This window comes from Advenella sp. S44, assembly GCF_002810445.1.
In the GTDB taxonomy this organism is placed as follows: Bacteria; Pseudomonadota; Gammaproteobacteria; order Burkholderiales; family Burkholderiaceae_B; genus Advenella.
Genome location: NZ_NEXS01000009.1, coordinates 19,926 through 43,497, shown reverse-complemented (window position 1 = coordinate 43,497; position 23,572 = coordinate 19,926). Strand labels below are relative to the sequence as shown.

Below are 23,572 nucleotides of genomic sequence, written 5' to 3'. Positions count from 1 at the left end.
GGCCTTTTTTAATTGAGATATGCGCTCGGCTTGATAAGTCCCTGTTTGCAAACGCGATTCGGCGGGGTCATGGTCTTTTTCTGTTGTTGCGCAGTATCCGAGTACCTGCGTATCGTGCAGCGATTGGAACCCCTTTTTTTGACCTTGGACAAGGCCAAGTGCAAGAGTAGGCCGGTTTTTCTAAAAACATGTATATAATTTACATATTATTGTCCTGACCATGGCGGATTCTCATGCACGCATCCATTCCTGTACAGCCGCGTTTTTCTTCTGCCGCATTTTTATCCCTTGGATTTCGCCCCTTGTATATTGCAGGCGCGGCGTGGGCGCTTATTTCTGTTGCCATTTGGATTTTTATGCCGCACTTGCTCAGGGGGCAGCTGGGTGGGGTATGGTGGCATGCCCATGAAATGCTGTGGGGCTTTGTTGCCACAATCGCAGTGGGTTTTTTGACAACGGCCAGCGCCACCTGGACCGGTATCAATCCGATCAGGGGGCGCGCGCTGGGCATGCTGACCCTGTGCTGGCTGGTGGCGCGGCTGGCATTTCTGGTGCCGGGCCAGCCTGCATTCATTGTTGCAATGGTTTGCGATACGCTGTTTTACCTGGCTGCAGCGGTGGCGCTCTGGCGGGTGATTTTCAAGGCGCGCAATAAACGAAACTATATTTTGCCCGTGATGATGCTTGCACTTGGACTGAGTGATTTTTTATATCTTCTGGCCGTAAGCCAGGGCCGGGTAGTGCTGCTTACGGGCTTCATGCAAATCGGCATTCTTTGCATGGTGTTTATTGCTTTGCTGATCGCACGCCGGGTTATTCCGTTCTTTGCCACCCGCGCGATCGCGGACCTGGAAATGCCTGCGCATGAACGTTCTGGTTTATTGCAACTGGTGGCCTGTGGCGTAGCCATCCTGGGCGTTGTCGTGCAGGTCGATTATCTGCTGGCGGCCGGTGCAGCAACAGCCGGCGCCACGGCGCTTTATCAGCTTGTTCAGTGGAAACCACTGCGTGTGGTGCGTGTGCCATTGTTGTGGGTACTGTACCTCGCCTGGTTTTTCATGGGTGCCGGTTTGCTGCTTGCCGCCTGCTATTTCCTGGGCTGGCGACCAACATTTCTCGCACGGCAGGCCGTATATGTGCACGTGATTGCCATGGGCGGTTTTTCCATTATGATTATCGGCATGATCACGCGTACAGCGCTGGGCCATACCGGACGTGCACTGAAGGCGGATCGTTTAATGGTATGCAGTTATCTGCTGATTTTCATCGCCACCTTGGTGCGATTGGCTGCGCTGATGCTGCCTGCGCTGAGCATGCCTATGTTGCACTTGGCTGCGCTGGCCTGGATAATCGCCTTCGCCCTGTATTTATACCGTTTTGTCCCTTTTCTTGTGTCACCCCGTCCACAGCAGGGCAATATGCCGCCTATGGCAATACGACCAGACCAAAAAAAATCATGACGTAATTCCGTGGTGTGTAGTCGCAGATGCAGACATCGCAAGCTTTGCCGGTGGCATCACAACGGCTGCAACGTCCTATGAATCCGTAGTGACTTCGACGTGGCCGGGCAATGGCAGTGAACGGGCACGAAAGGTAGCAGGAAGGTGGCCGGCCCCGACGCCACTGTGTGAGTGACTATGATGCGCAAGAGCCGGAGCTGGCGGTTGCCGCAATTCTTATGATTCGCTGTTTCCGGTGTCCAGTACCCGACTGAGCATGGGCTTGATGCGCGAGAGTTCGTCTCTGTGCGCCGCCGACAGTGCCGCTAAGTGTTGCTCGGCTCGCGATGTCAGTTGCAATAGCACTTTGCGCTGATCCGCTTGGTCTGTGAGCCGCTCGATAAGATGGCTTTCAGCCAATCGACTTGCCAATTCCACTGCGCTATGGTGTTTTATCCGCAAGCGGTCGGCCAGAGTGCCGACTGTCACCGGTGCTCCCTTTCCGTATCCTTTGATGACCAGCAGCGCCTGGTGTTGTCTTGGCGTCAGTCCCACAGACTTTGCGCGCTCTTCACTAAACTGCAGAAAACACCGTATCAGATAACGAAATTCCGCCAGGGCTGTGTAATCGGATTGGTCAAGCGAGTCGTCAGGCATGGCAGTGGATCGTAACTGTTGAGGTGAAGGAATACAAGCAGGGTACGCAACAGGGTGCCCAGGCAAGGAATCCAGGCAAGGAACGTTGCGGGTCCAATGTAAACAGGAAGCGTACATACGCAATTGCGCAGTGTATCAGATGCAGGTTGAATTATTATATCGTAATACGATATAATTACGCGCTTCTGGAAATTTATGCCAATCTGATTCTTGAATCACATCCAGTGGCACGGCTCATGTCCTATATCCGTGTCACGGCCCTTGCCCGTTATTTTTTATCCGGCTCCTTTTTGTATCGGAATTCCTTTTTTTATCGGGCTCCTTGATATATCCGTCTCTTTTTTTCTTTCTCGATCTGCCTTTTATCTCTGTCTCAACTTCATGACTATCAAACACATCCGTAATCGACAGCTCAGCGATTTTTCAACGGATAAGCGAGTCCTTTTCGTCATTGCCATTGCCTTGCCGGTTGCTATCGCGGCGATGTGCGCCGGCCTGTTGCTACTGCAGTTGATCCGGTTGTGCACCAATCTGGCCTATTTCGGACAATTTTCGTTTGCCGAACTGCGGCTTGAGGATGCTTCCCTGGGACTGTGGGCGGTAGGTATTCCCGTGATCGGCTCGCTGCTGATCGGACTGATCGCCCGTTACGGCAGCGAAAAAATCCGCGGGCATGGTATTCCAGAAGCGATTGAAGCGATTTTGCTGGGCCGCTCGCGCCTGGATGCCAAAGTGGCGGTGCTCAAACCGTTGTCGTCGGCGATTGCCATTGGTACGGGCGGGCCTTTTGGAGCCGAGGGGCCGATCATCATGACAGGGGGTGCGATTGGTTCACTGATTGCGCAGGCTCTGCCGGTTTCGGATAACGAGCGCAAAACGCTATTGGTTGCCGGCGCTGCAGCGGGTATGACAACTGTATTTGGAACACCCATTGCAGCAATCATGCTTGCCGTCGAACTGTTATTGTTCGAATGGAGTCCGCGCAGTTTTATCCCGGTTGTTGTTGCCGCTACTGTTGCTCAACTGGGACGCAGCCTGCTTGGAATGGGCGAGCCGCTGTTTCCCTTTGACGGAGCGATGCTGACCACTCTGGCCGGTTTCGCAGGTTGGATTGCCATCGGTATCGCGGCTGGTTTGCTTTCGGGCCTGCTTACGCAATTGGTGTATGCCTGTGAAGATGGCTTTCAGCGACTGCCCATACACTGGATGTGGTGGCCCATGATCGGCGGGCTGGTCGTGGGCATTGGCGGATTAATTGATCCGCGCGCACTTGGCGTTGGCTACGAAAACATATCGGCGATGCTCGACGGCCAGATGCTGGGAGTGGCAGCGATCACACTGCTGGTTGTCAAGGCCGTCATCTGGTCGGTCGCGCTCGGCTCAGGCACATCGGGCGGCGTGTTGGCGCCGCTGTTGATTATGGGCGGGGCAATGGGAGCGGCACTGGGCGGATTTCTGCCGGATGCCAGTCCTGGTTTCTGGGCATTGCTGGCCATGGCGGCCATGATGGGCGGGACCATGCGTGCGCCGCTCACAGCCACTTTTTTTGCCGTCGAGCTCACGGGCAACGTTCAAGCGCTGTTGCCCCTGATCGTGGCTTGCGTGACAGCGCATGCAATGACTGTACTGCTGATGAAGCGTTCCATTCTCACTGAAAAGATTGCTCGACGTGGTCACCACATTGTGCGCGAATATCGGGTTGATCCGTTCGAACTGACGCATGTGAGAGATGTCATGACCTCAGACGTGATTAGTGTCCCGGCAGCCATGACGCTGCACGGCGCGGTGCGTTTTCTGACATCGCCCCAAACCCGCCACCCGAGCTTTCCGGTGGTAGACCAGCAAGGCAATGTGCTTGGCATTGTGGACCCGCCATCGGTCCTGGCCTGGCGGCGAGCCGGCAGGCACCGCAACCAGAGCCTGGGCGAGCTGCTGCAGGGCGCCAGAATCACGCTTGCCTATCCTGATGAATATCTGGCGGGATTGGTCGATAAGCTGGTGCATGCCAATGTCGCTCATTTGCCTGTTGTCTCGCGCACCGATGGTTCGTTGATCGGATATATCGGCTGGAAGGACCTGATGCGGGTGCGGCAGCGCCTTGCCACCGAAACGCATGAGCGTGCAACATTAATGGGTCCAAAACGCAGGCGTACTGCCCGGCAATAGTTGCCGGGACATCAGCAATCACCGCTAGTCCGGTTGGCGATGGCTGCCAGTTGTCTGAGCCGCTTTGGCCGCCGCCAGGCCACTCATGACGGCACCCTCCAGCACGCCGGGATAGCCGGTATTGGTCCAGTCGCCTGCGAGAAACAGCCCCGTCCAGGGCGTGATGTTCTCTGGCCGGCCCAGGCCAGGCGTGGCGGCAAAGGTCGCCCGTTTTTCCATGATCATTTCATAGCCCAATACTTGCGGCAATGCGACACCCTGGGGCATTTGGCTGCGTACCTGGGACAGAATGGCGTCGGCAATCGTGTTCCGGTCTGTTCCGATCAGATGATCTGCATGACTGATGACAATGCAAATCGCATGGGGTGTCGCGCCGTTGTGTTGAGTCGTTGCGTCTGTATCTTTTTCGCGGATCGTCTGCGCAGCGGTGACCGGATGCATGAATGCACTGCGGTTAAACAGCCATTGTCCATCAAATCCCGCCTTTCGATTTTCCTTGAGCATATACATGCTGTCCGGCAGTGGAAAAGGCGCTTCCAGGAAAATTGTCAGTGTGGCAATGGCGTGATACCGAAAGGCACTCAGTTGTTCGAGCAGCGCTGATTTTGCCGCCGTCGTGGGCCCGGGCTCGCGGCATGTTCCGTCCCTGTTCTCATCTGTATTGTCCTGAACGATAGACTCGGTGCTTTTATTTACGTTATTGCTATGCATTAGTTGCGACAGCAGGCGCCGGCAAATGGGGGGCGGAGCGGCAAGTATGACGGCATCAAAGTCCAGGCGTCCATCGCCGGCATCGCGATGCCCGTCAGGATCGTGTTGCCCTGTATCGCACGGATTTGTTCGATTCTGGCCGTCAGTGTGCAATCGATAGCCACTAGGTGCGAGGCTTAAGCCGCGCACAGGAGTGTTGAGATGAATAGACAGCTCGGGCGCCAGCACTTCTGGCCACAGTGCACTCAGATCGACCCGAGGAACAAGCAGATCACTGGCTTTAGCGTCGCTGGCCAGACTGTCCCTGAGCACGACGGCAAACAGACGCATGCAGGCATCGGCAATGGGCGTGTTCAGGGTCGCAATGCACAATGGTTCCCAGAAAAGACGAATTAATGCAGCTGGCTGGCGATGCGCTTGCAGCCACGCCAGTACTGTCGTGCCAGGCGCTACGCGCCAGGCGGACCATTGCAGTTGCAATAGCGCCCGAAACAGGCGGTATTTGTGGCCGGCGCTCACGCCCTTCATGTTAAGCAAGGCCAGTGGCAACCGGAGCGGCCCCGGATGCTTCATGTTGGCCATCAGACTTAACGAGCCATCCAGGGTTGTCAGTTGTAATGGCAATCGCAGCAGGGCATGTTCGCTATTGACACCGATGTCCCGCATCAGCTCAAGGACATGACGATAGGCGCCCAGCATCAGGTGCTGGCCATTGTCCAGTGTCACGCCGCGACGCGGTATTACCGCCTTGCGGGCGCGGCCCCCCAGTACCGGAGACTGCTCGAAAACCTGAGGATGCCAGCCGGCGCGTTTGAGTGTAAAGGCGGCGGCCAGGCCAGCCCATCCGGCGCCAACGACGGCAACGCGCCGCCCGGCGTGATCAGGCGCCAGGGACATCCAGCCCACGCATCTTGCGGATAAAACCTTTGCCGCCGCCTACCCAGATCCTCCAGGCGATAAGCAGTTTGCGCAAGGGCGTCAGGGAGATGCGGCTTGTCAGCACCGGCCAGCCGTCTTTTTCGATTTCACAAAGCAGGGTGTAATAAATGGCCGCCATCATCAGCCCCGGGCGCTGTGCACGCCGGTCTTGTTCAGGCAGCAGCTGTGCCGCTTCCTGGTATAGCTGGCGGGCCCGGACAGTCTGGAACGCCATCAGGGCGCGAAAGTCGTCCGTTTCCCGGCTGTTCAGAATATCGGCTGCCTTGACGTTGTGCTTTTGCAGGTCATCAATGGGCAGATAAATGCGCCCGCGCCGCGCATCGTCGCCTACGTCGCGAATGATGTTGGTCATTTGCAGTGCCAGGCCAAGCTTTTCGGCATAGGCCAGCGTGTCCTCGTTATTGTAGGTAAAAATTTGCGCCGACAGCTGGCCTACCACGCCCGCCACGTGCCAACAGTACTTGCGCAGGCCGGGCCAGTCCATATAGCGCGTCTGGTCCAGATCCATCTCCATGCCATCGATAATGGCCTGAAATTGCGCTTGCTGCAGTCCAAAAGGACACAGGTGCGGCTGCAGCGCCTGCGCAACAGGGTGCTCGGCGTGCCCCTCGAACAGCTTGTGTATTTCCTTGCTCCACCAGGCCAGCTTGATGCGGGCGACCGAGGGGTCGGTGCATTCATCCACCACGTCGTCCACTTCCCTGCAAAACGCATACACGGCCGTGATGGCGCGTCGCTGCTGCACGGGAAGAAACAGGAAGGCGTAGTAAAAGCTCGATCCGCTACGCGCCGCTTTCTCTTGGCAATACTGGTCAGGTGTCATAATAATTGTTTCGTACGCTGCGCCACGCTATCAGGGCCCAGTCTTTTTTATTCAGTGTTGGTCGGTGGTCAAAGACGTCGCCCGCAACGGCGTCTATTTTTTCCAGTATGCGCAGGCCACCCTGGACGATCATGCGCAGCTCCAGGCCCGGCCGGCCATGCAGACGTGTACACAGCGGCGCACCGGCAAGCAGTATTCTACGTGCAAACGCGGTATTTTCCTGCATTAACTGTGGCCAGTGGCGATTCAGTTGCCGGTTGGCCAGGTCGGCATGGCTCATGCCGTAGGCGGCCAGCCGGTCTGCCGGCAAATAATATCGATGGCGCGGGGTATCAATGGCGATATCCTGCCAGAAGTTGATCAGTTGCAGCGCGCTGCAGATCTTATCGGACAGTTGCAACGAGGATTCGTCTGTCTCGCGATACAGGTGCAGGAGTATCCGTCCGACCGGATCGGCAGAGTAGCGGCAGTAGTTCATCAGGTCCGTATCGTTCTGGAAGGGCTGATGCATAACATCCTGCCGGAATGCTACCAGCAGGTCGCGCAGCGGCGTGACCGGCAGCCCGTGCAGGCGCATTTCGCGCTGCAGGGCAAGAAAAAGCGCCTGGGGCACATTTTCAAATTGCGTGGCCGAGAACTGATTTTGCTGCATATGAAGCACGGCCCGGTCAAAGGCATCAAGCTGGGCCAGGCGTTCCTGGGCGCTGGCCCGGCCTTCGTCGGCAATATCGTCTGCTTGACGGGCGAAGGCATAGATAGCCGTGACCGCAGTGCGCAGGCGTCGCGGCAGGAGGATGGAAGCTACCGGAAAATTCTCATAATGATCGACGGACATGAATACGCGCTAATGTAGTGATGCAATGATTATAATTTATGCTGATCGTTCAAGTACGATGAATTTGACTAGTGGAGCCACACCATGCCGCGTCCCATCCGGGCATTGATATCACAGCAGGCCATGTCGCATAATCTGAGCATTATCCGGCAATACCTTGACAATGCGCGACAAGCGCCGGCCGGCGGCCATGGCGGCACGCCGGCAGCGCAGGCCGGAGCGACCCATATCTGGGCCGTCATCAAGGCCAACGCCTATGGTCACGGACTGGAAACCGCCATCGCCGGTTTTTCCCAGGCCGATGGTCTTGCCATGCTGGATTTGCAAGAGACTGTCCGCTGTCGCGACGCCGGCTGGCAGGGGCCGCTGCTTTTACTCGAAGGTTTCTTCGAGCCAGGGGATTTGCCGGTATTGCAGCAAAACCGCGTCGTCAGCACCATTCACCATCCTGACCAGATCCGCATGCTGCAGGCAAGCACACTGGCGGGGCCGCTGGATGTCTTTCTGAAAATCAATACGGGCATGAATCGGCTGGGCTTTGCGCCGCAGCAGTTTGCCGACGCTCATCAGGATCTACTGGCGTTGCAGCAGCAAGGCAAAGTCGGGCGGATTGGCTTTATGACGCATTTTGCTGATGCCGATGGCGCGCAGGGGGCAGTCGACGGACCTGTACAGCTATTTCGCGATACAGTGGGCGATAGAGCAGGCAGTATCAGTCTGTGCAATTCGGCTGCGGTTCTACGGTACCCGCAACTTGCAGTTTCTGCCGCTGACAACTGGGTGCGCCCCGGCATTTGCCTGTATGGCTCTTCGCCTTTTGCCAATACCACCGGCCAGGAGTTCGGCCTGCGTCAGACCATGACGCTGCAGGCGCGTCTGCTTTCCATCCAGCATGTGAAAGAGGGACAGAGCGTGGGTTACGGGTCTACCTATACCGCTACGCGCGATATGCGTATTGGCGTGGTGGCCTGTGGCTATGCTGACGGCTATCCGCGCAGCGCGCCGTCGGGGACACCGGCGTCGGTCAATGGCGTGGCAACCCAGCTGGCCGGGCGCGTCTCAATGGATATGCTCACTATTGATCTGGATCCGATACCCGATGCCGCTGTCGGCGACTGGGTGACCCTGTGGGGCAATGATGGCCCGCACATCGACGATGTTGCGGCATCGGCGGGTACAATTGCCTACGAACTGCTGTGTGCGCTGGCCAGGCGCGTTCCGGTTCACATTGAACACCCAGGAGAGTCCATTGAAAAATAAGTGCGTCCTTGTAACCGGTGCTACCAAAGGCATAGGATGGGCCATTACCCGCCGCCTGAGCGATGCCGGCGCCCATGTGATAGGCATCGCCAGGCAGGTCAGTGATATTGACTTTCCGGGCTTTCTGTATCAATGTGATTTGAATGATGCGGGCCACACCGAAGAAATGCTGCGCATGATCCGCGAGAAATACCCGGTGGATGCCGTGGTCAACAACGCGGGTATCGTCCTGGCCGAGAACCTGGGTCAAGTGAATCTGTCGTCCCTGTATCAGTCTTATGATGTCAATCTGCGTGCTGCCGTTCAGGTCACACAGGCCTTTGTGGAATCAATGAAGGTGCGTCGTGAAGGCCGGATTGTGAACATTGCCAGTCGCGCAGCAGGCGGCAAGGCAGGGCGCACAAGCTATTCAGCATCCAAGGCGGCGCTGATCGGCTGCACCAAAACCTGGGCGCTTGAGCTGGCTGAGTACGGTATTACCGTTAATGCCGTCTCGCCCGGCCCGATCGAAACCGAGTTTTTCCGCAAGGGTCAGCCGCCGGGCAGCGAGCAAGAAAAACAGATGCTCACACGCGTGCCTATGAAACGGCTGGGTCGTCCCGAAGAAGTTGCGGCCACCGTGGCGTTTTTGCTCTCGGATGAAGCGGCTTACATTACCGGACAGAATCTGGGCGTGGACGGCGGCGCATCCCTGTAGACAGGTGGCGCCAAGCCGCTTGCTTTTTCGTTTATTAAATCAGGACGCCCTTGCAGGGCATGGGAAATCAGGGGCGGTATGGCAAAGGCAAAAACGGTGTATGTATGTCAGGAGTGCGGGGGCGTCAGTGCCAAATGGCAGGGACAGTGCCCACACTGTCAGGCATGGAATACCATGGTGGAAACCGTAGAGCGGGGCAGTGCGGCAGTCGCGCCCAACCGTTATGCCCACCTGGCGCAGGCCGCGCCAGTAAGAAACCTGGCCGATATCGAGGCGCGCGACACACCGCGGCAACCTACCGGTTTATCCGAATTTGACCGGGTGCTCGGCGGCGGGCTTGTGCCCGGCGGCGTGGTGCTGATCGGTGGCGACCCGGGTATCGGCAAATCCACATTGTTGCTGCAGGCGCTGGCGTCGCTCTCGCTGCGAGCACAGGTCCTGTACATTACCGGCGAAGAGTCGGCCGAACAGGTGGCGCTGCGGGCCAAACGTCTGGACCTGGCTACCGGCGCCGTACAACTGGTGGCGGAAATCCAGCTCGAAAGCATCCAGGCAGTCCTTCAGCAGTATAAGCCTGCGGTGGCGGTGATCGATTCCATCCAGACCTTGTACTCTGCCGAGTTGACTTCCGCCCCCGGCTCGGTATCGCAGGTACGCGAATGCGCAGCCCAGCTTACGCGCATTGCCAAGCAGACCGGCGTTGCCATGGTCATGATCGGCCATGTGACCAAGGACGGCACGCTGGCCGGCCCCCGTGTCCTGGAACACATTGTGGATACTGTCCTGTATTTTGAAGGGGAAACCGACTCCTCTTTTCGGCTGATCCGGGCTTTCAAGAACCGCTACGGCGCCGTAAACGAATTGGGCGTGTTCGCCATGACGGACAAGGGCCTCAAGGGGGTAAGCAATCCCTCGGCGCTATTTTTATCCCAGCATACCGATAATGTGCCCGGTTCCTGTGTGGTCGCCACCCAGGAAGGCAGCCGTCCGCTGCTGGTAGAGATCCAGGCGCTGGTGGATACGGCACACGTTCCAAACCCACGCCGACTGACGCTGGGGGTTGATGGCAGCCGTCTGGCGATGTTGCTGGCGGTGTTGCACCGTCATGCGGGCGTGGCCACGTATGATCAGGACGTATTTGTGAATGCCGTAGGCGGCGTGCGAATTACTGAAACCGCAACGGATTTGCCCGTCCTGCTGGCAATCCTGTCTTCGCTTCGTAACAAACCGTTGCCCAAGGGAATGATCGCCTTTGGCGAAGTCGGGCTGGCTGGTGAAGTGCGTCCGGCGCCGCGTGGGCAGGAGCGGCTGCGCGAAGCGGCCAAGCTGGGTTTCAGCATTGCGCTCATCCCGAAGCACAACGCCCCAAGGCAGCCGATAGAGGGGCTGGAAATCAAAGCGGTTTCCCGGCTGGATGAAGTGCTGGAGCTGATACGCTGAGTGGCGGCTGGCCGGGAGCGTCCCGGGCTTGCCGATAACAGTTTCAGACATGATTAATTGAGAAGCGCAGCAGCAGCAATGCCGGCGCAGGCCTTTTTAAATGAGAAAGCATGGATTGGTATTTGAATCTGCTGTTGTTTGTTTCGCTTGGCGCAGCCATCGGGTTTGTGGGCGCCATTGTCGGAATCGGCGGCGGCCTGATCGCCATTCCCATGCTGGCACTGGTGTTTTCGATGCCGCAGCAACTGGCGCAGGGCACGGCCCTGCTTATGATTGCGTCCAATGTGGTGTTGACCCTGCGAAATTATCACAAGCGCTCGCCTATTGATTTTCGTAGCGTAGCCATCGGCGTGGCTGCCAATGTGATAACAACACATCTGGCGGCACTGGTTGCACAGGGCATGAGCCCCGTTTTGTTGCGTAACCTGTTTGCACTTTTTCTGGGTTCGGTGGCCACGTTCTATGTATGGCAGACGCTGCGAAAAGGCAAAAAACGCGAAGCGAGCCCGGCAGCGCCATCCTTGCGTATGGGCTTTATACAATATGTCATACTGGGGTCTATTTCAGGCGTGATTGGCGGCCTGTTCGGGGTCGGCGGATCGCTTATTCTGGTGCCGGTCATGACTGTCGTCTACCGATTCAGGCAGACCTCAGCACAGGCAATGGCGCTGTCCATGATCCTTCCCGGTTCGCTGGTGGCGTTAATAACCTATTCGTGGCACGGCAATACGGACTGGACCGTGGGTATTGCGCTTTCGCTGGGTGGTATGTTGATGATCCGGCAGGGCGTGCGCCTGGCGTTTTATCTGCCCGAGCGCACGCTTAAACTGATCTTTGCCGGCGTGCTGTATTTGACAGTGGCGCTGTTGCTGTTCAAATAAATCCTTTTTTCAGGAGAACACCTTGGGTCCCTTGGCTATATGGCAAATGGCATGGCGCTTGTTTCGCCGCGACTGGCTATCGGGAGAATTGCGTCTGCTGGCATTGGCCCTGGTTGTGGCGGTGACCGCAGTATGCAGCGTTGGGTTTCTGGCCGACCGTGTCTCTTCAGGCCTGAACGACAACGCCGGCCAGGTGCTTGGGGCAGACCTGCTATTCGAATCGGATACTCCCATTGAACCTGAAGTGCTCGAACATGCCGGCGCTCTGGGACTGCAAACGGCCAAAACCTGGCAGTTTCCGTCTATGGTGACGTTTGGCGATCACTCCAGACTTGCCTCTATCAAAGTGGTCTCAGCGAACTATCCGTTAAAAGGGACCGTGACCTTGCAAGAAGCGGACCAGAGCAAACAGTCGGATGCACGGCAGTCTGTACAAACCATTCCGCCAGCAGGGACAGCATGGGTGGATCCGGCACTGCTTGCCCAGTTGCAGGCATCGCCGCAGGCGCCATTGCGAGTGGGCATGTCCACCTTGCAGGTGTCGGCAATCATTGAAAACGAGCCCGATCGCAATGTCGCCTTTGTCAATATTGCGCCGCGGTTGATGATGAACGAGGCAGACATGCAAGCAACGGGTCTGCTGGTGCCGGGCAGTCGGGTGAAGGAGACCTTGTTGCTTGCCGGTGACGGTGACGCCGTCAGACAGATGCGCGTATGGCTGACGGATCGACCCGCCAAGGGACGCCAGATTATCGGCACCGATTCGGCCCGCCCTGAAATCCGGGCATCGCTGGACCGCGCAGAACAGTTCCTTTCGCTGGTTTCGGTCCTGAGCGTGATGATCGCCAGTGTCGCTATCGCCCTTGCCGCAAGGCGTTTTTCTAGCCGCCATCAGGACGGCCTAGCTGTCATGCGCAGTCTTGGCGCTACCCAGGGAACCATATTAAGGCTGGTGGCGATTGAATTTTTGCTGATTGCCACGTTCGCCTCGGTGGTTGGCGTGATTTTGGGCCTGGCGCTGCATTATGTGCTGATGTATTTCCTGGCAGGGCTGATTCCCGCCACGTTGCCAGCAGTGTCTTGGGCACCTGGCTTGGCAGGCCTGGTCACAGGCTGGGTACTGGCTTTCGGCTTTTCGGTTATACCGGTCATGCACCTGTCGCGAGTGCCACCGCTTAAGGCGCTGCGCCGCGAGCTGGATGTGGCGACCGGCAGGCCATTGATCGCCATTGCGGTGGGGATCTTCATCTGGGTCGGCCTGCTGTTGCTGCATACTGGTAATACCACCCTGGCGCTCATCAGTGCCGGCGGGTTTATCGGGGCCATGCTGGTGTGTGCGTTTATCACCTGGATCATTCTGCGCCTGCTGGCAAAGCTGCGCCACAGACTGGTGTCACGGCCGGTTTTGCGCTTCGCCCTGGCCGGACTGGTGAACCGGCGTGGCATGACCGTTGTGCAAATATGCGCGCTGACGCTGGGAATCATGATTATCCTGCTGCTGGGCTTGCTGCGCACCGATTTGCTGGCCGCCTGGCAGAACAATCTGCCCCCCGATGCCCCCAACCGCTTTCTGATAAATATTCAGGAGGAGCAAAAGCCGGCGCTAGGCGAGATGTTTGCCGCAGCGGGTTTGGATGCGCCCTTACTTGATCCCATGGTGCGGGGGCGTCTTGTTCGCATTGGCGATAAGGACGTTGATCCTTCGGCCTATGCTTCTGAACGTACCCAGCGGCTTGCCGAACGCGAGTTCAATCTGTCCTGGCTCACCCAGCTGCCGGCGAGTAACCGTATCGCCAGCGGTCGCTGGCTGGACCCGGCTGCCGCCGAAGTCTCGTTTGAAGACGATATTGCAGCCCAGCTTGGCGTCAAACTCAATGATGAGGTGACCTTCGATGTCGCCGGTGAGCCGGTCAGTGCAAAAGTGACCAGTCTCAGAACAGTCAAATGGGATTCGATGCAAGTGAATTTTTTTGCCATCCTCTCGCCCGCGGTCTTGCAGGACAAGCCGGCCACCTGGATTACCGCTTTTCATCTGCCCGAGCAAAAAGCGGCATTCACCCAGGATGTGGTCAGCCAGTTTCCCAATATCACCGTGTTTGATGTTTCGGGCATATTGCGTCAGTTACAGACTATTCTCGATAGCGTTGCGGCTGCGGTACAGTTTTTGTTTGTGTTTACACTGGCCGCCGGCATTGTGGTGCTTAGCACCGCCTTTCTTTCTACCCAGGATGAGCGGATGTACGAGGCGGGACTGCTGCGTGCCATGGGGGCGACTTCAAGGCAACTGGACCAGGCGCAGCGCAGCGAACTGATTGTTATCGGCGTAGTGTCGGGCACGCTCGCTGCCGGTTTTGCAATACTGATTGCGCAGCTGCTGGCCGTGCAAGTCTTCGACATCACGCTCAAAACCGGCATCATGCCCTGGATAAGTGGAATCGTATTGGGCATGGTTGCCTCATGGGCGGGGGGTAAAATGGCCTTGCGTGCTGTCAAAAATACACCCCCGCTACTCATTTTACGGAGTGCCGACTAATGGCAAGAACACTGAATATTGTGGAAAATCTTGATACCACAACGACATTTTATGACCAGATCGGCGGCCAGGCCGGCCTGCATGCCCTGGTGGAACGCTTCTATGACCTGATGGACCTGGAGGATGACTTCAAGGCATTGCGCGCCACGCATGGCGACTCGCTCGATAGCGCCCGCGAAAAGCTGTTTCTCTTTCTGAGCGGCTATCTGGGCGGACCGGACCGGTATATCGAAAAATTCGGACATCCCATGTTGCGCGCCCGGCATCTGCCCTTTGCCATCGGCATCCGGGAACGTGATGAATGGGTCGCCTGCATGGGGCGGGCCATGATCGACTGCAATGTGCCAGCGCCTTTGCAGGAGCATTTGCTGCATTCGTTTTTCGGCGTTGCCGACTGGATGCGAAATAAAGATGGCTGATCCGCACTTTAACAGCACTCATCGGCCAGTGCGTCAAATGCATCATGGTATCCGCGTACATCCGGACTTTCCCGTTCCGGCCCGTATTGAAATTTTTACGCCACGAACCTGGGGCGATAAGGCAGTCAAGGTTTCCGATGGCGGACGCAATACCGCCTGGTATCTTTCCACGCCCTGGGGCGAAGCCGTATTGCGCCACTACCATCGCGGTGGACTGATCAGTCGCTTTGTCGACGAGCGCTACTTGTGGATATCCGAGGAGAGAACCCGATCTTTTGCGGAATTTGCGCTGCTCAATGAGTTGCATGCGCAGGGTCTGCCGGTACCGCGAGCCATGGCCGCCTCGTACCAGCGACGCGGGGTCACTTACCGCGCCGCCATTATGACCGAAAGGCTGCACAATACGGTGTCGCTGGCCCAGGCCATCAGCAGGGCCGGGCCAGCCAGTATCCGGCTGGTCGAGCCGGTGAGCACAGCGATCCGCCAGTTGCATGACGCCAATGTCTATCATGCCGATTTGAACGCCCATAACATTCTGGTCGACGATGCGCAGAAAATCTGGCTGATTGACTTTGACAAATCATCGCGCAGGCCCATGACGGCAAGTTTGCGCGAACAGTCGCTGCAGCGTCTCGGACGTTCGCTGCAAAAGCTGCTGGGAGAGCAGGGCGTGATTTTTTCGGGCCAACTGCAACAGCATTATCAGCAAAGCGGAAAAAATCGGTGACCCTGGGAGAAAATGCCTTTATTATTTCTTTTTTTTCTAACCTGATTTGGGGAAAACGCAATGAAACCGTCCTCTGTCCGTCGCCTTGTCCTGGCGATGTCACTGGCCTGCGCTGCACATGTCGTTCATGCTGCTGAACAAAAGGTACTGAACGTCTACAACTGGGCTGAATACAGTGCGCCGGACACGATTCCGGGTTTCGAGAAGCAAACCGGCATCAAGGTTCGCTACGACACATACGATACCAACGATATTTTGCAGGCCAAGCTGCTTACCGGCAAATCAGGATACGACGTGGTTGTGCCTTCAACCCATTACGCATCGCGCCAGATCGAAGGCGGCCTGTTCCAGAAACTGGACAAGTCAAAAATACCAAACTGGAAGAATCTGGACCCGGCCATTATGGAACTGGTCGCCCAGGTCGACCCGGGTAACCAATACCTGGTGCCCTGGGGTTACGGTACCAATGGCATTGGCCTGAACGTGACCAAGGCCAAAGCGGCGCTGGGTGATGATGTGGAGCTGGGCAAGTGGGAAACGTTATTCGACCCCGAAAACGCCAAGAAAATGCAGGCTTGCGGCATTTCCATCCTGGACGAAGCGGCCCAGGTGTTTCCTGCAGTTCTGCATTATCTGGGCAAGGATCCCAATAGCGACAAGCCCGAAGACTATCAGGCCGCGCTGGATGTGCTCAAGAAAATCCGACCGTACATTCGTCAATTCAGCTCATCGGGTTATATCGATGAACTGGCTTCGGGCGACCTGTGCATGGTTTACGGCTTTTCCGGAGACGTGATGATTGCGGCCAGCCGCGCCAGGGAAGCCAACAAAAACGACGTCATCGACTACTATATTCCTGCCGGCGGCGCGCCTGCCTGGTTCGACACGATGGCTGTGCCCAAGGATGCGCCACATCCGGAAAACGCCATGGCATTCATCAATTATATTGAAGAGCCCGAAGTGCACGCGGCGATTACCAACAATATGTTTTATCCCAATGCTAACAAGGCGGCGCGTGAATTCGTGAACAAGGAAATTGCCGACAATCCGATGATTTACCCGACGCCCGACGTGGCAAAGAGCCTTTTTGTGATCAAGGCCCAGCCAATCAAAATCGCCCGCTTGCAGACGCGCTTGTGGGCCGAGCTCAAAGCAGGAAAATAAGATGTCGGAGCGGCATTTGTCAGCAGCCAGCGATGCGGATGAATTCGTCAAGCTGGTTGACATCGTCAAGATTTTTGGCGACACCGTTGCCGTGCAGTCGGTCAACCTGAGTGTGCGGCGCAACGAGATCTTCGCGCTGCTGGGCAGCTCAGGCTGCGGCAAATCTACATTGTTGCGCATGCTGGCCGGCTTTGAAGAGCCGACCTCAGGCAAGATCCTGCTGGACGGCACAGACCTGACAGGTGTCGCACCGTATAAGCGACCAGTCAATATGATGTTTCAGTCGTACGCGCTGTTTCCCCACATGACCGTAGAGGCTAATGTGGCTTACGGCCTGAAACAGGAAGGCGTTGATCGCCAGGAAATTCATGATCGCGTGTTCGCTGCGCTGGACCTGGTGCAAATGGCCGGTTATTCGCGGCGCAAGCCGTCGCAATTGTCGGGTGGACAGCAGCAGCGCGTGGCGCTGGCGCGCAGCCTGGTCAAACGGCCCAAGTTGTTGTTGCTGGATGAACCCATGTCGGCGCTGGACAAACAGATCAGGCAGAAAACGCAGATCGAGTTGGTGCGCATTCTGGATCAGGTGGGTGTTACTTGTGTCATGGTAACCCACGACCAGGAAGAGGCCATGACCATGGCCAATCGCATCGCTGTCATGACCGAAGGCCAGATTGTGCAGACCGGTACGCCGCAAGAGGTCTACACGTTCCCCAACTCGCGCTTTGTCGCCGGTTTTATCGGATCGACCAATATCTTCACCGGCACGATCGTGGTGGATGAGCCCGATCATATCGTGATTGAAAGCGATGAGCTGATGCGCCCGCTGTTTGTCAATCATGGTGTCAGCGAGCCGCTGGGCATGGAAGTGTTCGTCTCAATTCGTCCCGAGCAGATTCGCGTGCTTATCGATCAGCCTGATGACGAAACTAATATTGGCCACGGTATTGTCACGCACGTGGCCTGGATGGGCAGTTATACCCTGTATCAGATACGTCTGGATGCTGGCAAGATTATAGAGGCCAGCGTGCCAGGCATTGAGCTGTCGCAGGAAAACGCGCCAGGCATCGACGACGAGGTCTTCGTGACCTGGGGGCCGGACAGCGCAACGGTGCTGCCGTCATGAAACCATTGCGTTCGCTGCGAAACTACCGCCCCGATCAGCAGATCTGGGCCATTTTGCCGCCGTATGCATGGCTGGTCCTCTGTTTGCTGGTGCCGTTTTTCATTGTTCTTAAAATCAGCTTTTCAGAATCCACTTTCGGTATTCCTCCTTACGGGCCTTTGGTGCAAATCGAGGAGCAGGTGCTCACGCTGTCGCTGCACTTTGAGGGATATCTGCTGCTGCTGACTGATCCGCTTTTTGTGGGCGCCTATCTCAAATCGCTGAAAATGGCGCTGGTCACGACCTTATGGTGTGTGGCTATCGGCTATCCGATGGCCTACTATATCGCCCGGTCGTCGCCGCGTCAGCGTAATTTGCTACTGCTGGCGGTGATCCTGCCATTCTGGACCTCACTGTTGCTGCGCGTCTATGCCTGGATCGGTATTTTGCGCAATGAAGGCTTGCTGAACCAGTTTTTGATGTGGACGGGTATTTCGTCGGCGCCGATAGAAATCTATCGCACCGATATGGCCGTGTATATCGGCCTGATTTATACCTATCTGCCATTTTTTATTCTGCCGCTGTATACGAGCCTGGTCAAAATGGACCGGCGTCTGTTGCATGCGGCCTATGATCTGGGCGCGCGCCCCTGGAAGGCATTTGTCACCATCACGCTGCCGCTTTCAATACCGGGCGTGATCGCCGGCGCCATGCTGGTCTTTATTCCCACCGTTGGCGAGTACGTGATTCCCGAGTTGCTGGGGGGCACTAACACGTACATGATGGGGCGCCTGATGTGGGATCAATATTTTACCGACACCAACTGGCCTGTCGCGGCGGCAGTGGCGGTCACAATGACGGTCTTCCTGCTGATTCCGCTTGTCATATTCCAGTATAGTCAGGCCAGGGCCCTGAAAGGACGGGACGCATGAAACAGGAAAATACCTGGTTAAAATGGCTGTTTCTGGGAGCAGGCCTGCTGTTTCTGTATATCCCGATTCTGAGCCTGATCGTGTTCTCCTTTAATGGGTCGGCATTGGCTTCAAGCTGGTCGGGCTTCTCGCTGCGCTGGTACCAAAGCCTGGCGCAGGACCGGGCCTTGCTCAATGCAGCCTGGCTGTCGTTGCGCATTGCGTTTCTGACCGCGACTGCGGCAGTGGTCATCGGCACCTGGGCCGGCTATGTCCTGGCGCGCAAGGGTCCGTTCAAGGGCTTCGGCCTGTACATCGGTATGCTCAACGCACCGCTGGTCATTCCAGATGTCATTTTGGGCATTTCGCTGTTGCTGATGATTATCGAAATCCGCAACATGACCGGCTTTCCGGAAAGCAACGACATTTTTACCATCTGGCTGGGCCACGTAACGTTATGCGTGGCTTATGTGTCGGTGGTGATTCAGTCGCGTGTTCGGGAGCTTGACCGCTCGCTCGAAGAAGCCGCGCTGGACCTGGGCGCGCCGCCTCTGCGCGTGTTTTTTACAATCACACTGCCGCTGATCGCGCCCGCACTGGTGGCTGCCTGGCTGCTGTCTTTTACATTGTCCCTGGATGATGTGGTTATTGCCTCCTTCCTGAATGGTCCGGGCTATACTACCTTACCAATTGAAGTGTTTTCGCGTGTGCGGCTCGGGATCAAACCCGAAGTGAACGCGCTGGCAACGCTGATGATTCTGCTGGTCGGGACATTTGTGATTATTGCCAATTATTTTCAGGGACGTACAAAGCAATGAGTGTAATACGCCAATACGGGCTCAAGCGCTGCAGCACTTGCGTTAAAGCGCGCAAGTGGTTGCAGGAACAGGGGCAGCAGGTCGAATTTACCGACTATCGTGATGAACCGACAGACCAGGCGCTGCTTCAGACCTGGGCTGCAGCCGCCGGTGGTGCGCAGGCGATGATCAATCGCAACTCCCAGACCTGGCGCGGCTTGCCGGAAAATCGCAAAACCCCCGGTTCGGAACAGGAGTGGCTGGCGCTGGCAGCGGAATTTCCCTCGTTAATCAAGCGGCCGGTCACCATGTTTGCCGATGGTTCGATCACATTCGGGTTTGCACAGGACACGTTTGCGGCCCATCTCTCGTAACAGGTAAAATATGGAACTGAAGTCACAGGAACAACTCAAGCGCGACGTGGCCCTGGCCGCCGTCGGGTACATTCGTCCTTTTTTCGGGCCTGAGGCGGTCATCGGCGTTGGCACCGGTTCCACGGCAGATCTGTTCATCGACGAGCTGGCAAAATACCGCAAGGAATTTGCCGGCGCCGTGGCCAGCTCCGAACGCAGTGCGGCGCGTTTGCGCGAGCAGGGCGTGCGCGTGCTGGATCTGTCCGAGACCAACAAGCCCTTGCCGGTTTATGTGGACGGCGCCGATGAGATCAACCCCCTGTTGCAGATGGTCAAGGGCGGCGGCGGGGCGCATACACGTGAAAAGATCGTGGCGGCCGCGTCTGACCGGTTTGTCTGCATCGTAGACGAAACCAAATGCGTTGATCTGCTGGGCGAATTTGCCATACCGCTAGAGGTCATTCCCATGGCCGTGCCCGTAGTAATGCGCAAGATCGCTGCGTTGGGGGCCACCGCGACTTTGCGTGCCGGCTTTACGACCGACAATGGCAATCCGATACTGGACGTTGCAGGCATGCGCCTGGCCGACGCCCGCGAGATGGAAACCACCATGAACGCCATTGCCGGCGTGGTTACCTGTGGCCTGTTTGCGCTTGAACCGGCCACCGCGGTCATGGTCGCCAAACAGCAGGGGGTAGACATTCGCGAAAACGAATGTCATATTCCTGACATCGAACGGTCTTAAACTTCTTTTATCTTTCTTATTGCAGGCATCGACATGGCACTACATACCAATACCCGCTTTGATGCGGAACTCGAAGATATCCGCTCTCGTTTTTTACGTATGGGCGGCCTGGTAGAGGCAATGATTGAAGACAGCATGTTGATTCTGGCCGAGGGCGACCTCAGTGTGGTCGAACGCGTGTTCGAGCGGGAAAAGGAAGTCAATCGGCTGGAAATGGACATTGATCATTCCATTGCCCAGACACTGGCTTTGCAGCAACCCACGGCGGGCGACCTGCGTCTGGTGATATCGGTGTCCAAGATGTTGACCGATATGGAACGCTCGGGCGATGAAGCCGAGAAAATCGCGAAAATGTCGCGCCGCCTTCACGAAAGCGCCAATCGTTACGAGCCCGTGGTAGACATGACGCATTTTGGCGAAGCTGTCCAGAAAATGCTCAATCGCAGTCTGGATGCCTTTGCCCGTAAAGACGCCATTCTGGCCGCAGATGTCGTGCGTAGCGACAAGAAGGTCGACAAGGAATGGAAGGGCATTCTGCGTGAATTGAGCAGCTACATGATTGAAGACCCGCGCACAACAACGGCGTGTATAGACTTAATCTTTATTGCCCGCGCCCTGGAGCGTATCGGCGACCATGCCAAGAATATGGCCGAGCGGGTGATTTACTTGGTGCAGGGCGAAGATGCCCGCCACACCAGTGTCAAGAAAGTGGAATCGATGGCGCGAGGTGACGAAGAACCCACAGCGCCTGCAACATCGGCCTCGGTCTCGGGCGACTCGAACTGAGCAAGGCCGGTCTGACAGTGCCCGTGGATTGACTGTCCGACAGCGCCGCGCGATTACTTATCCTGCGGCGCCCGGGGATTATCCACCTGACCGTACTACGCAATCGCTTCAATCTGGTGGGTAACGCGATTCTTATGCTGATTTGGCATCGCGTCTTCCAGTATCATGTGCCAGCGCTACAGGTATTGATCATTGAATTTGCAAATCGGGAGTATTCGATTCGGACAGACAGTAAAAACTCAACAACAATAAAAACCGAACAGGCAGTAAACACAGATCAGGCAGTAAAATTGGACAGGCAGTAAAACGAAAACACGCCGCATGAAAGTGCGGCGTGTTTTTTACCATGTCGGCTTGAGCCTGTATAGTGGCGAAAAAAAACGGGCATGCGCCCGGCGGGGTCGCAGTTATCGCATCTGCCATAACTGCCGGTTTATCACAATTGTAATTTTAACTGAACACCAATTTATGCTGACGGTGGAACGTAGCCTTGCGCCTCAACATCGACATCGTCAAACAGAAAACTTTCCATTTGCTGCTGCAGATATTTCCGGGCGCGGGCGTCGGCCAGATTCAGCCGATTCTCATTGACAATACGAGTCTGGATGTCGGTCCACTGCTGCCAGGCCTCCTTGGAAATGGAGTTCCAGATCTTGGTGCCCAGTTCGCCGGGGTACGGAGGATAGTCAAGACCTTCGGCTTCTTTTTTCAGTTTGACACATTGAATCATTCGGGCCATGGCAATTCTCGCTTAAAGTTTTTTGATAAAGATATGACTGTTGCGGCTACGATTGTAGTTCATTTGCTTTTCCTGGGGCAAATCACCTATCGTTCCCTGGACAAAGCCGCGTTTGATAAACCAGTGCGAGGTCCTGGTAGTCAGTACGAAAAGCTTTTTCATTCCCATGGCGCGTGCGCGCGCTTCGGTATGACGCAAGAGCATTTCGCCTTCGCCCGAGCCTTGCCATTCAGGATTCACAATGAGGCAGGCCATCTCGGCCATCAGGTCTGCGGGAAACGGATTGAGTGAGACGCAGCCATAGATGACGCCATCGTGCTCAAGCACGGTAAAGCGTTCTACATCGCGTTCAATCACATGACGTCCGCGCGGCACCAGTGTGCCATCGGCCTCCAGCGGCTCGATCAATTGCACGATTGCGCCAATATCGTCAATCGTGGCGGTGCGCAAGTCATCCAGCGTGTCTTCCACCACCATGGTGCCTACACCGTCGTGGGTGAAGTATTCCAGCAAAATGCTGCCATCAAGATCGAATGGAATCAGGTGAGCGCGCGCCACACCGCGCTTGACCGCCTTCGCCGCATGCGACAGATAACTGCGAGTGTCCACGTCCAGCGTGCCGTCGCGGATCATGGCTTCAGCGTCTTCGCGCGCAATTTCTGTGATAATCTGACCAAAACTGTCGCGCAACATGCGGTCCTGGGTCAGGAAAATGAGTTTTTCGGCGCGCAGGGCAACCGCAGTACTGGTGGCAATGTCTTCCATCGCCAGATTGAACGCCTCGCCTGTGGGCGAAAATCCGATAGGAGAGAGCAGGACAACACCACCGTGCGACAGCACTTTTTTCATCGCGTCCAGATCGAACTTGCGCACCTTGCCTGTATGACGAAAATCCACGCCATCAATCACGCCGATTGGCTGCGCGGTCACGAAGTTGCCCGAGATGATGTGAATCTGCGCATTGGACATGGGGGTGTTGGGCAATCCCTGGCTGAAAGCGGCCTCGATATCAAGCCGGATTTCACCGGCGGCTTCTTTGGCGCATTCCAGGGCTTCGGCAGAGGTCGGCTCCGGCTCACGGCCGAACTGAAAGGAAAACCCTTTGAGGCGTAACTGTTCGTTGACCTGCGGCAGACAGCCGTGAACCAGTACAATGTGCACCCCTAGAGAAGTAAGCAGGGACAGGTCCTGTATCAGCGCATTAAGTGCCCCTGCCTGAATCAGATCGCCGCCGAATCCGACCACAAACGTCTTGTTGCGCAGCGTATGCACGTAGGGAGCGACATCGCGAAACCATCGCACGAATTGTGCGGGAACAAATTCAGGTGCATCCTGGGCAGAATAGGTTTCGGGGTCGGGAGCAATGGTCACGGTGGTCTGGGTTCCTTGAATTGATGGGAAATACCGCAAGCGGATAGATAAGCGGCCTGCCAAAATTATAATGTTGG

22 protein-coding genes are annotated in these 23,572 nt (G+C 56.5%); 16 read left to right on the top strand and 6 right to left on the bottom strand.

Annotation, left to right across the window (positions count from 1 at the left end; all coding sequences use genetic code 11):
- The first annotated feature begins 233 nt into the window (after positions 1 to 233).
- On the top strand, positions 234 to 1,460 hold the full coding sequence (locus CAP48_RS14040) for an NnrS family protein (protein WP_100697794.1): 1,227 nt from the start codon (positions 234 to 236) through the stop codon (positions 1,458 to 1,460).
- A 216-nt stretch (positions 1,461 to 1,676) separates the two neighbouring features.
- Here the strand turns inward: CAP48_RS14040 and CAP48_RS14035 are convergent, their stop codons facing one another.
- On the bottom strand, positions 1,677 to 2,096 hold the full coding sequence (locus CAP48_RS14035) for a MarR family winged helix-turn-helix transcriptional regulator (RefSeq protein ID WP_100697792.1): 420 nt from the start codon (positions 2,094 to 2,096) through the stop codon (positions 1,677 to 1,679).
- Positions 2,097 to 2,477: 381 nt separating this feature from the next.
- On the opposite strand from CAP48_RS14035, the gene CAP48_RS14030 reads away from it, so the two are divergent.
- Positions 2,478 to 4,262, top strand: a complete 1,785-nt coding sequence (locus CAP48_RS14030; protein WP_100697790.1) for a chloride channel protein — start codon at positions 2,478 to 2,480, stop codon at positions 4,260 to 4,262.
- Positions 4,263 to 4,286: 24 nt separating this feature from the next.
- On the opposite strand, the gene hpnE is transcribed toward CAP48_RS14030, so the two are convergent.
- From hpnE to hpnC, 3 genes are read right to left on the bottom strand one after another with little or no spacing between them, the layout of a single operon-like run.
- The gene (gene hpnE / locus CAP48_RS14025; protein WP_100697788.1) at positions 4,287 to 5,870 is read right to left on the bottom strand and encodes a hydroxysqualene dehydroxylase HpnE; all 1,584 of its coding nucleotides are present in this window, start codon (positions 5,868 to 5,870) and stop codon (positions 4,287 to 4,289) included.
- On the bottom strand, positions 5,854 to 6,735 hold the full coding sequence (gene hpnD, locus CAP48_RS14020) for a presqualene diphosphate synthase HpnD (protein ID WP_100697786.1): 882 nt from the start codon (positions 6,733 to 6,735) through the stop codon (positions 5,854 to 5,856). The genes hpnE and hpnD overlap by 17 nt, the downstream gene beginning before the upstream one ends.
- The gene (gene hpnC, locus CAP48_RS14015) at positions 6,725 to 7,570 is read right to left on the bottom strand and encodes a squalene synthase HpnC (RefSeq protein ID WP_100697784.1); all 846 of its coding nucleotides are present in this window, start codon (positions 7,568 to 7,570) and stop codon (positions 6,725 to 6,727) included. Before hpnC ends, hpnD begins: the two co-directional genes overlap by 11 nt.
- Before the next feature lie 84 nt (positions 7,571 to 7,654).
- On the opposite strand from hpnC, the gene alr reads away from it, so the two are divergent.
- The 14 genes from alr to phoU all read left to right on the top strand — a co-directional run bounded on the left by alr (position 7,655) and on the right by phoU (position 21,385).
- Positions 7,655 to 8,830 (top strand): alanine racemase, encoded by a 1,176-nt coding sequence (gene alr / locus CAP48_RS14010; RefSeq protein WP_100697782.1) that lies wholly within the window; start codon positions 7,655 to 7,657, stop codon positions 8,828 to 8,830.
- Positions 8,820 to 9,527, top strand: coding sequence for an SDR family oxidoreductase (locus tag CAP48_RS14005; RefSeq protein WP_100697780.1), 708 nt, complete (start codon positions 8,820 to 8,822; stop codon positions 9,525 to 9,527). The genes alr and CAP48_RS14005 overlap by 11 nt, the downstream gene beginning before the upstream one ends.
- Positions 9,528 to 9,605: 78 nt before the next feature.
- A complete protein-coding gene (gene radA, locus CAP48_RS14000) occupies positions 9,606 to 10,967 on the top strand; it encodes a DNA repair protein RadA (RefSeq protein ID WP_100697778.1) in 1,362 nt (453 codons plus the stop codon).
- Positions 10,968 to 11,077: 110 nt separating this feature from the next.
- Positions 11,078 to 11,848, top strand: coding sequence for a sulfite exporter TauE/SafE family protein (locus tag CAP48_RS13995; RefSeq protein WP_100697776.1), 771 nt, complete (start codon positions 11,078 to 11,080; stop codon positions 11,846 to 11,848).
- A gap of 22 nt (positions 11,849 to 11,870) precedes the next feature.
- Entirely contained in the window at positions 11,871 to 14,381 is a 2,511-nt protein-coding gene (locus CAP48_RS13990) for an ABC transporter permease (RefSeq protein ID WP_153045707.1), read from the top strand.
- Entirely contained in the window at positions 14,381 to 14,800 is a 420-nt protein-coding gene (locus CAP48_RS13985) for a group II truncated hemoglobin (protein WP_100697772.1), read from the top strand. The genes CAP48_RS13990 and CAP48_RS13985 overlap by 1 nt, the downstream gene beginning before the upstream one ends.
- Positions 14,793 to 15,527: a 3-deoxy-D-manno-octulosonic acid kinase gene (locus CAP48_RS13980; protein ID WP_161495266.1), complete on the top strand. Its 735-nt coding sequence runs from the start codon at positions 14,793 to 14,795 to the stop codon at positions 15,525 to 15,527. The genes CAP48_RS13985 and CAP48_RS13980 overlap by 8 nt, the downstream gene beginning before the upstream one ends.
- A 60-nt stretch (positions 15,528 to 15,587) precedes the next feature.
- Entirely contained in the window at positions 15,588 to 16,691 is a 1,104-nt protein-coding gene (locus CAP48_RS13975) for a polyamine ABC transporter substrate-binding protein (protein WP_192871338.1), read from the top strand.
- A gap of 1 nt (position 16,692) precedes the next feature.
- On the top strand, positions 16,693 to 17,814 hold the full coding sequence (locus CAP48_RS13970; protein ID WP_100697766.1) for an ABC transporter ATP-binding protein: 1,122 nt from the start codon (positions 16,693 to 16,695) through the stop codon (positions 17,812 to 17,814).
- Positions 17,811 to 18,725 (top strand): ABC transporter permease subunit, encoded by a 915-nt coding sequence (locus tag CAP48_RS13965; protein ID WP_100697764.1) that lies wholly within the window; start codon positions 17,811 to 17,813, stop codon positions 18,723 to 18,725. The genes CAP48_RS13970 and CAP48_RS13965 overlap by 4 nt, the downstream gene beginning before the upstream one ends.
- Positions 18,722 to 19,522, top strand: coding sequence for an ABC transporter permease subunit (locus CAP48_RS13960; protein ID WP_100697762.1), 801 nt, complete (start codon positions 18,722 to 18,724; stop codon positions 19,520 to 19,522). The genes CAP48_RS13965 and CAP48_RS13960 overlap by 4 nt, the downstream gene beginning before the upstream one ends.
- Positions 19,519 to 19,875 (top strand): Spx/MgsR family RNA polymerase-binding regulatory protein, encoded by a 357-nt coding sequence (locus tag CAP48_RS13955; RefSeq protein ID WP_100697759.1) that lies wholly within the window; start codon positions 19,519 to 19,521, stop codon positions 19,873 to 19,875. The genes CAP48_RS13960 and CAP48_RS13955 overlap by 4 nt, the downstream gene beginning before the upstream one ends.
- Positions 19,876 to 19,891: 16 nt before the next feature.
- The gene (gene rpiA / locus CAP48_RS13950) at positions 19,892 to 20,599 is read left to right on the top strand and encodes a ribose-5-phosphate isomerase RpiA (RefSeq protein WP_100698619.1); all 708 of its coding nucleotides are present in this window, start codon (positions 19,892 to 19,894) and stop codon (positions 20,597 to 20,599) included.
- Positions 20,600 to 20,632: 33 nt separating this feature from the next.
- On the top strand, positions 20,633 to 21,385 hold the full coding sequence (gene phoU, locus CAP48_RS13945; protein ID WP_100697757.1) for a phosphate signaling complex protein PhoU: 753 nt from the start codon (positions 20,633 to 20,635) through the stop codon (positions 21,383 to 21,385).
- A 466-nt stretch (positions 21,386 to 21,851) separates the two neighbouring features.
- Here phoU and CAP48_RS13940 read toward each other — a convergent pair whose 3' ends face one another.
- The gene (locus CAP48_RS13940) at positions 21,852 to 22,124 is read right to left on the bottom strand and encodes an oxidative damage protection protein (protein WP_100697755.1); all 273 of its coding nucleotides are present in this window, start codon (positions 22,122 to 22,124) and stop codon (positions 21,852 to 21,854) included.
- 12 nt (positions 22,125 to 22,136) lie between these two features.
- A complete protein-coding gene (gene argA / locus CAP48_RS13935; RefSeq protein ID WP_369806363.1) occupies positions 22,137 to 23,516 on the bottom strand; it encodes an amino-acid N-acetyltransferase in 1,380 nt (459 codons plus the stop codon).
- Positions 23,517 to 23,572 lie beyond the last annotated feature (56 nt).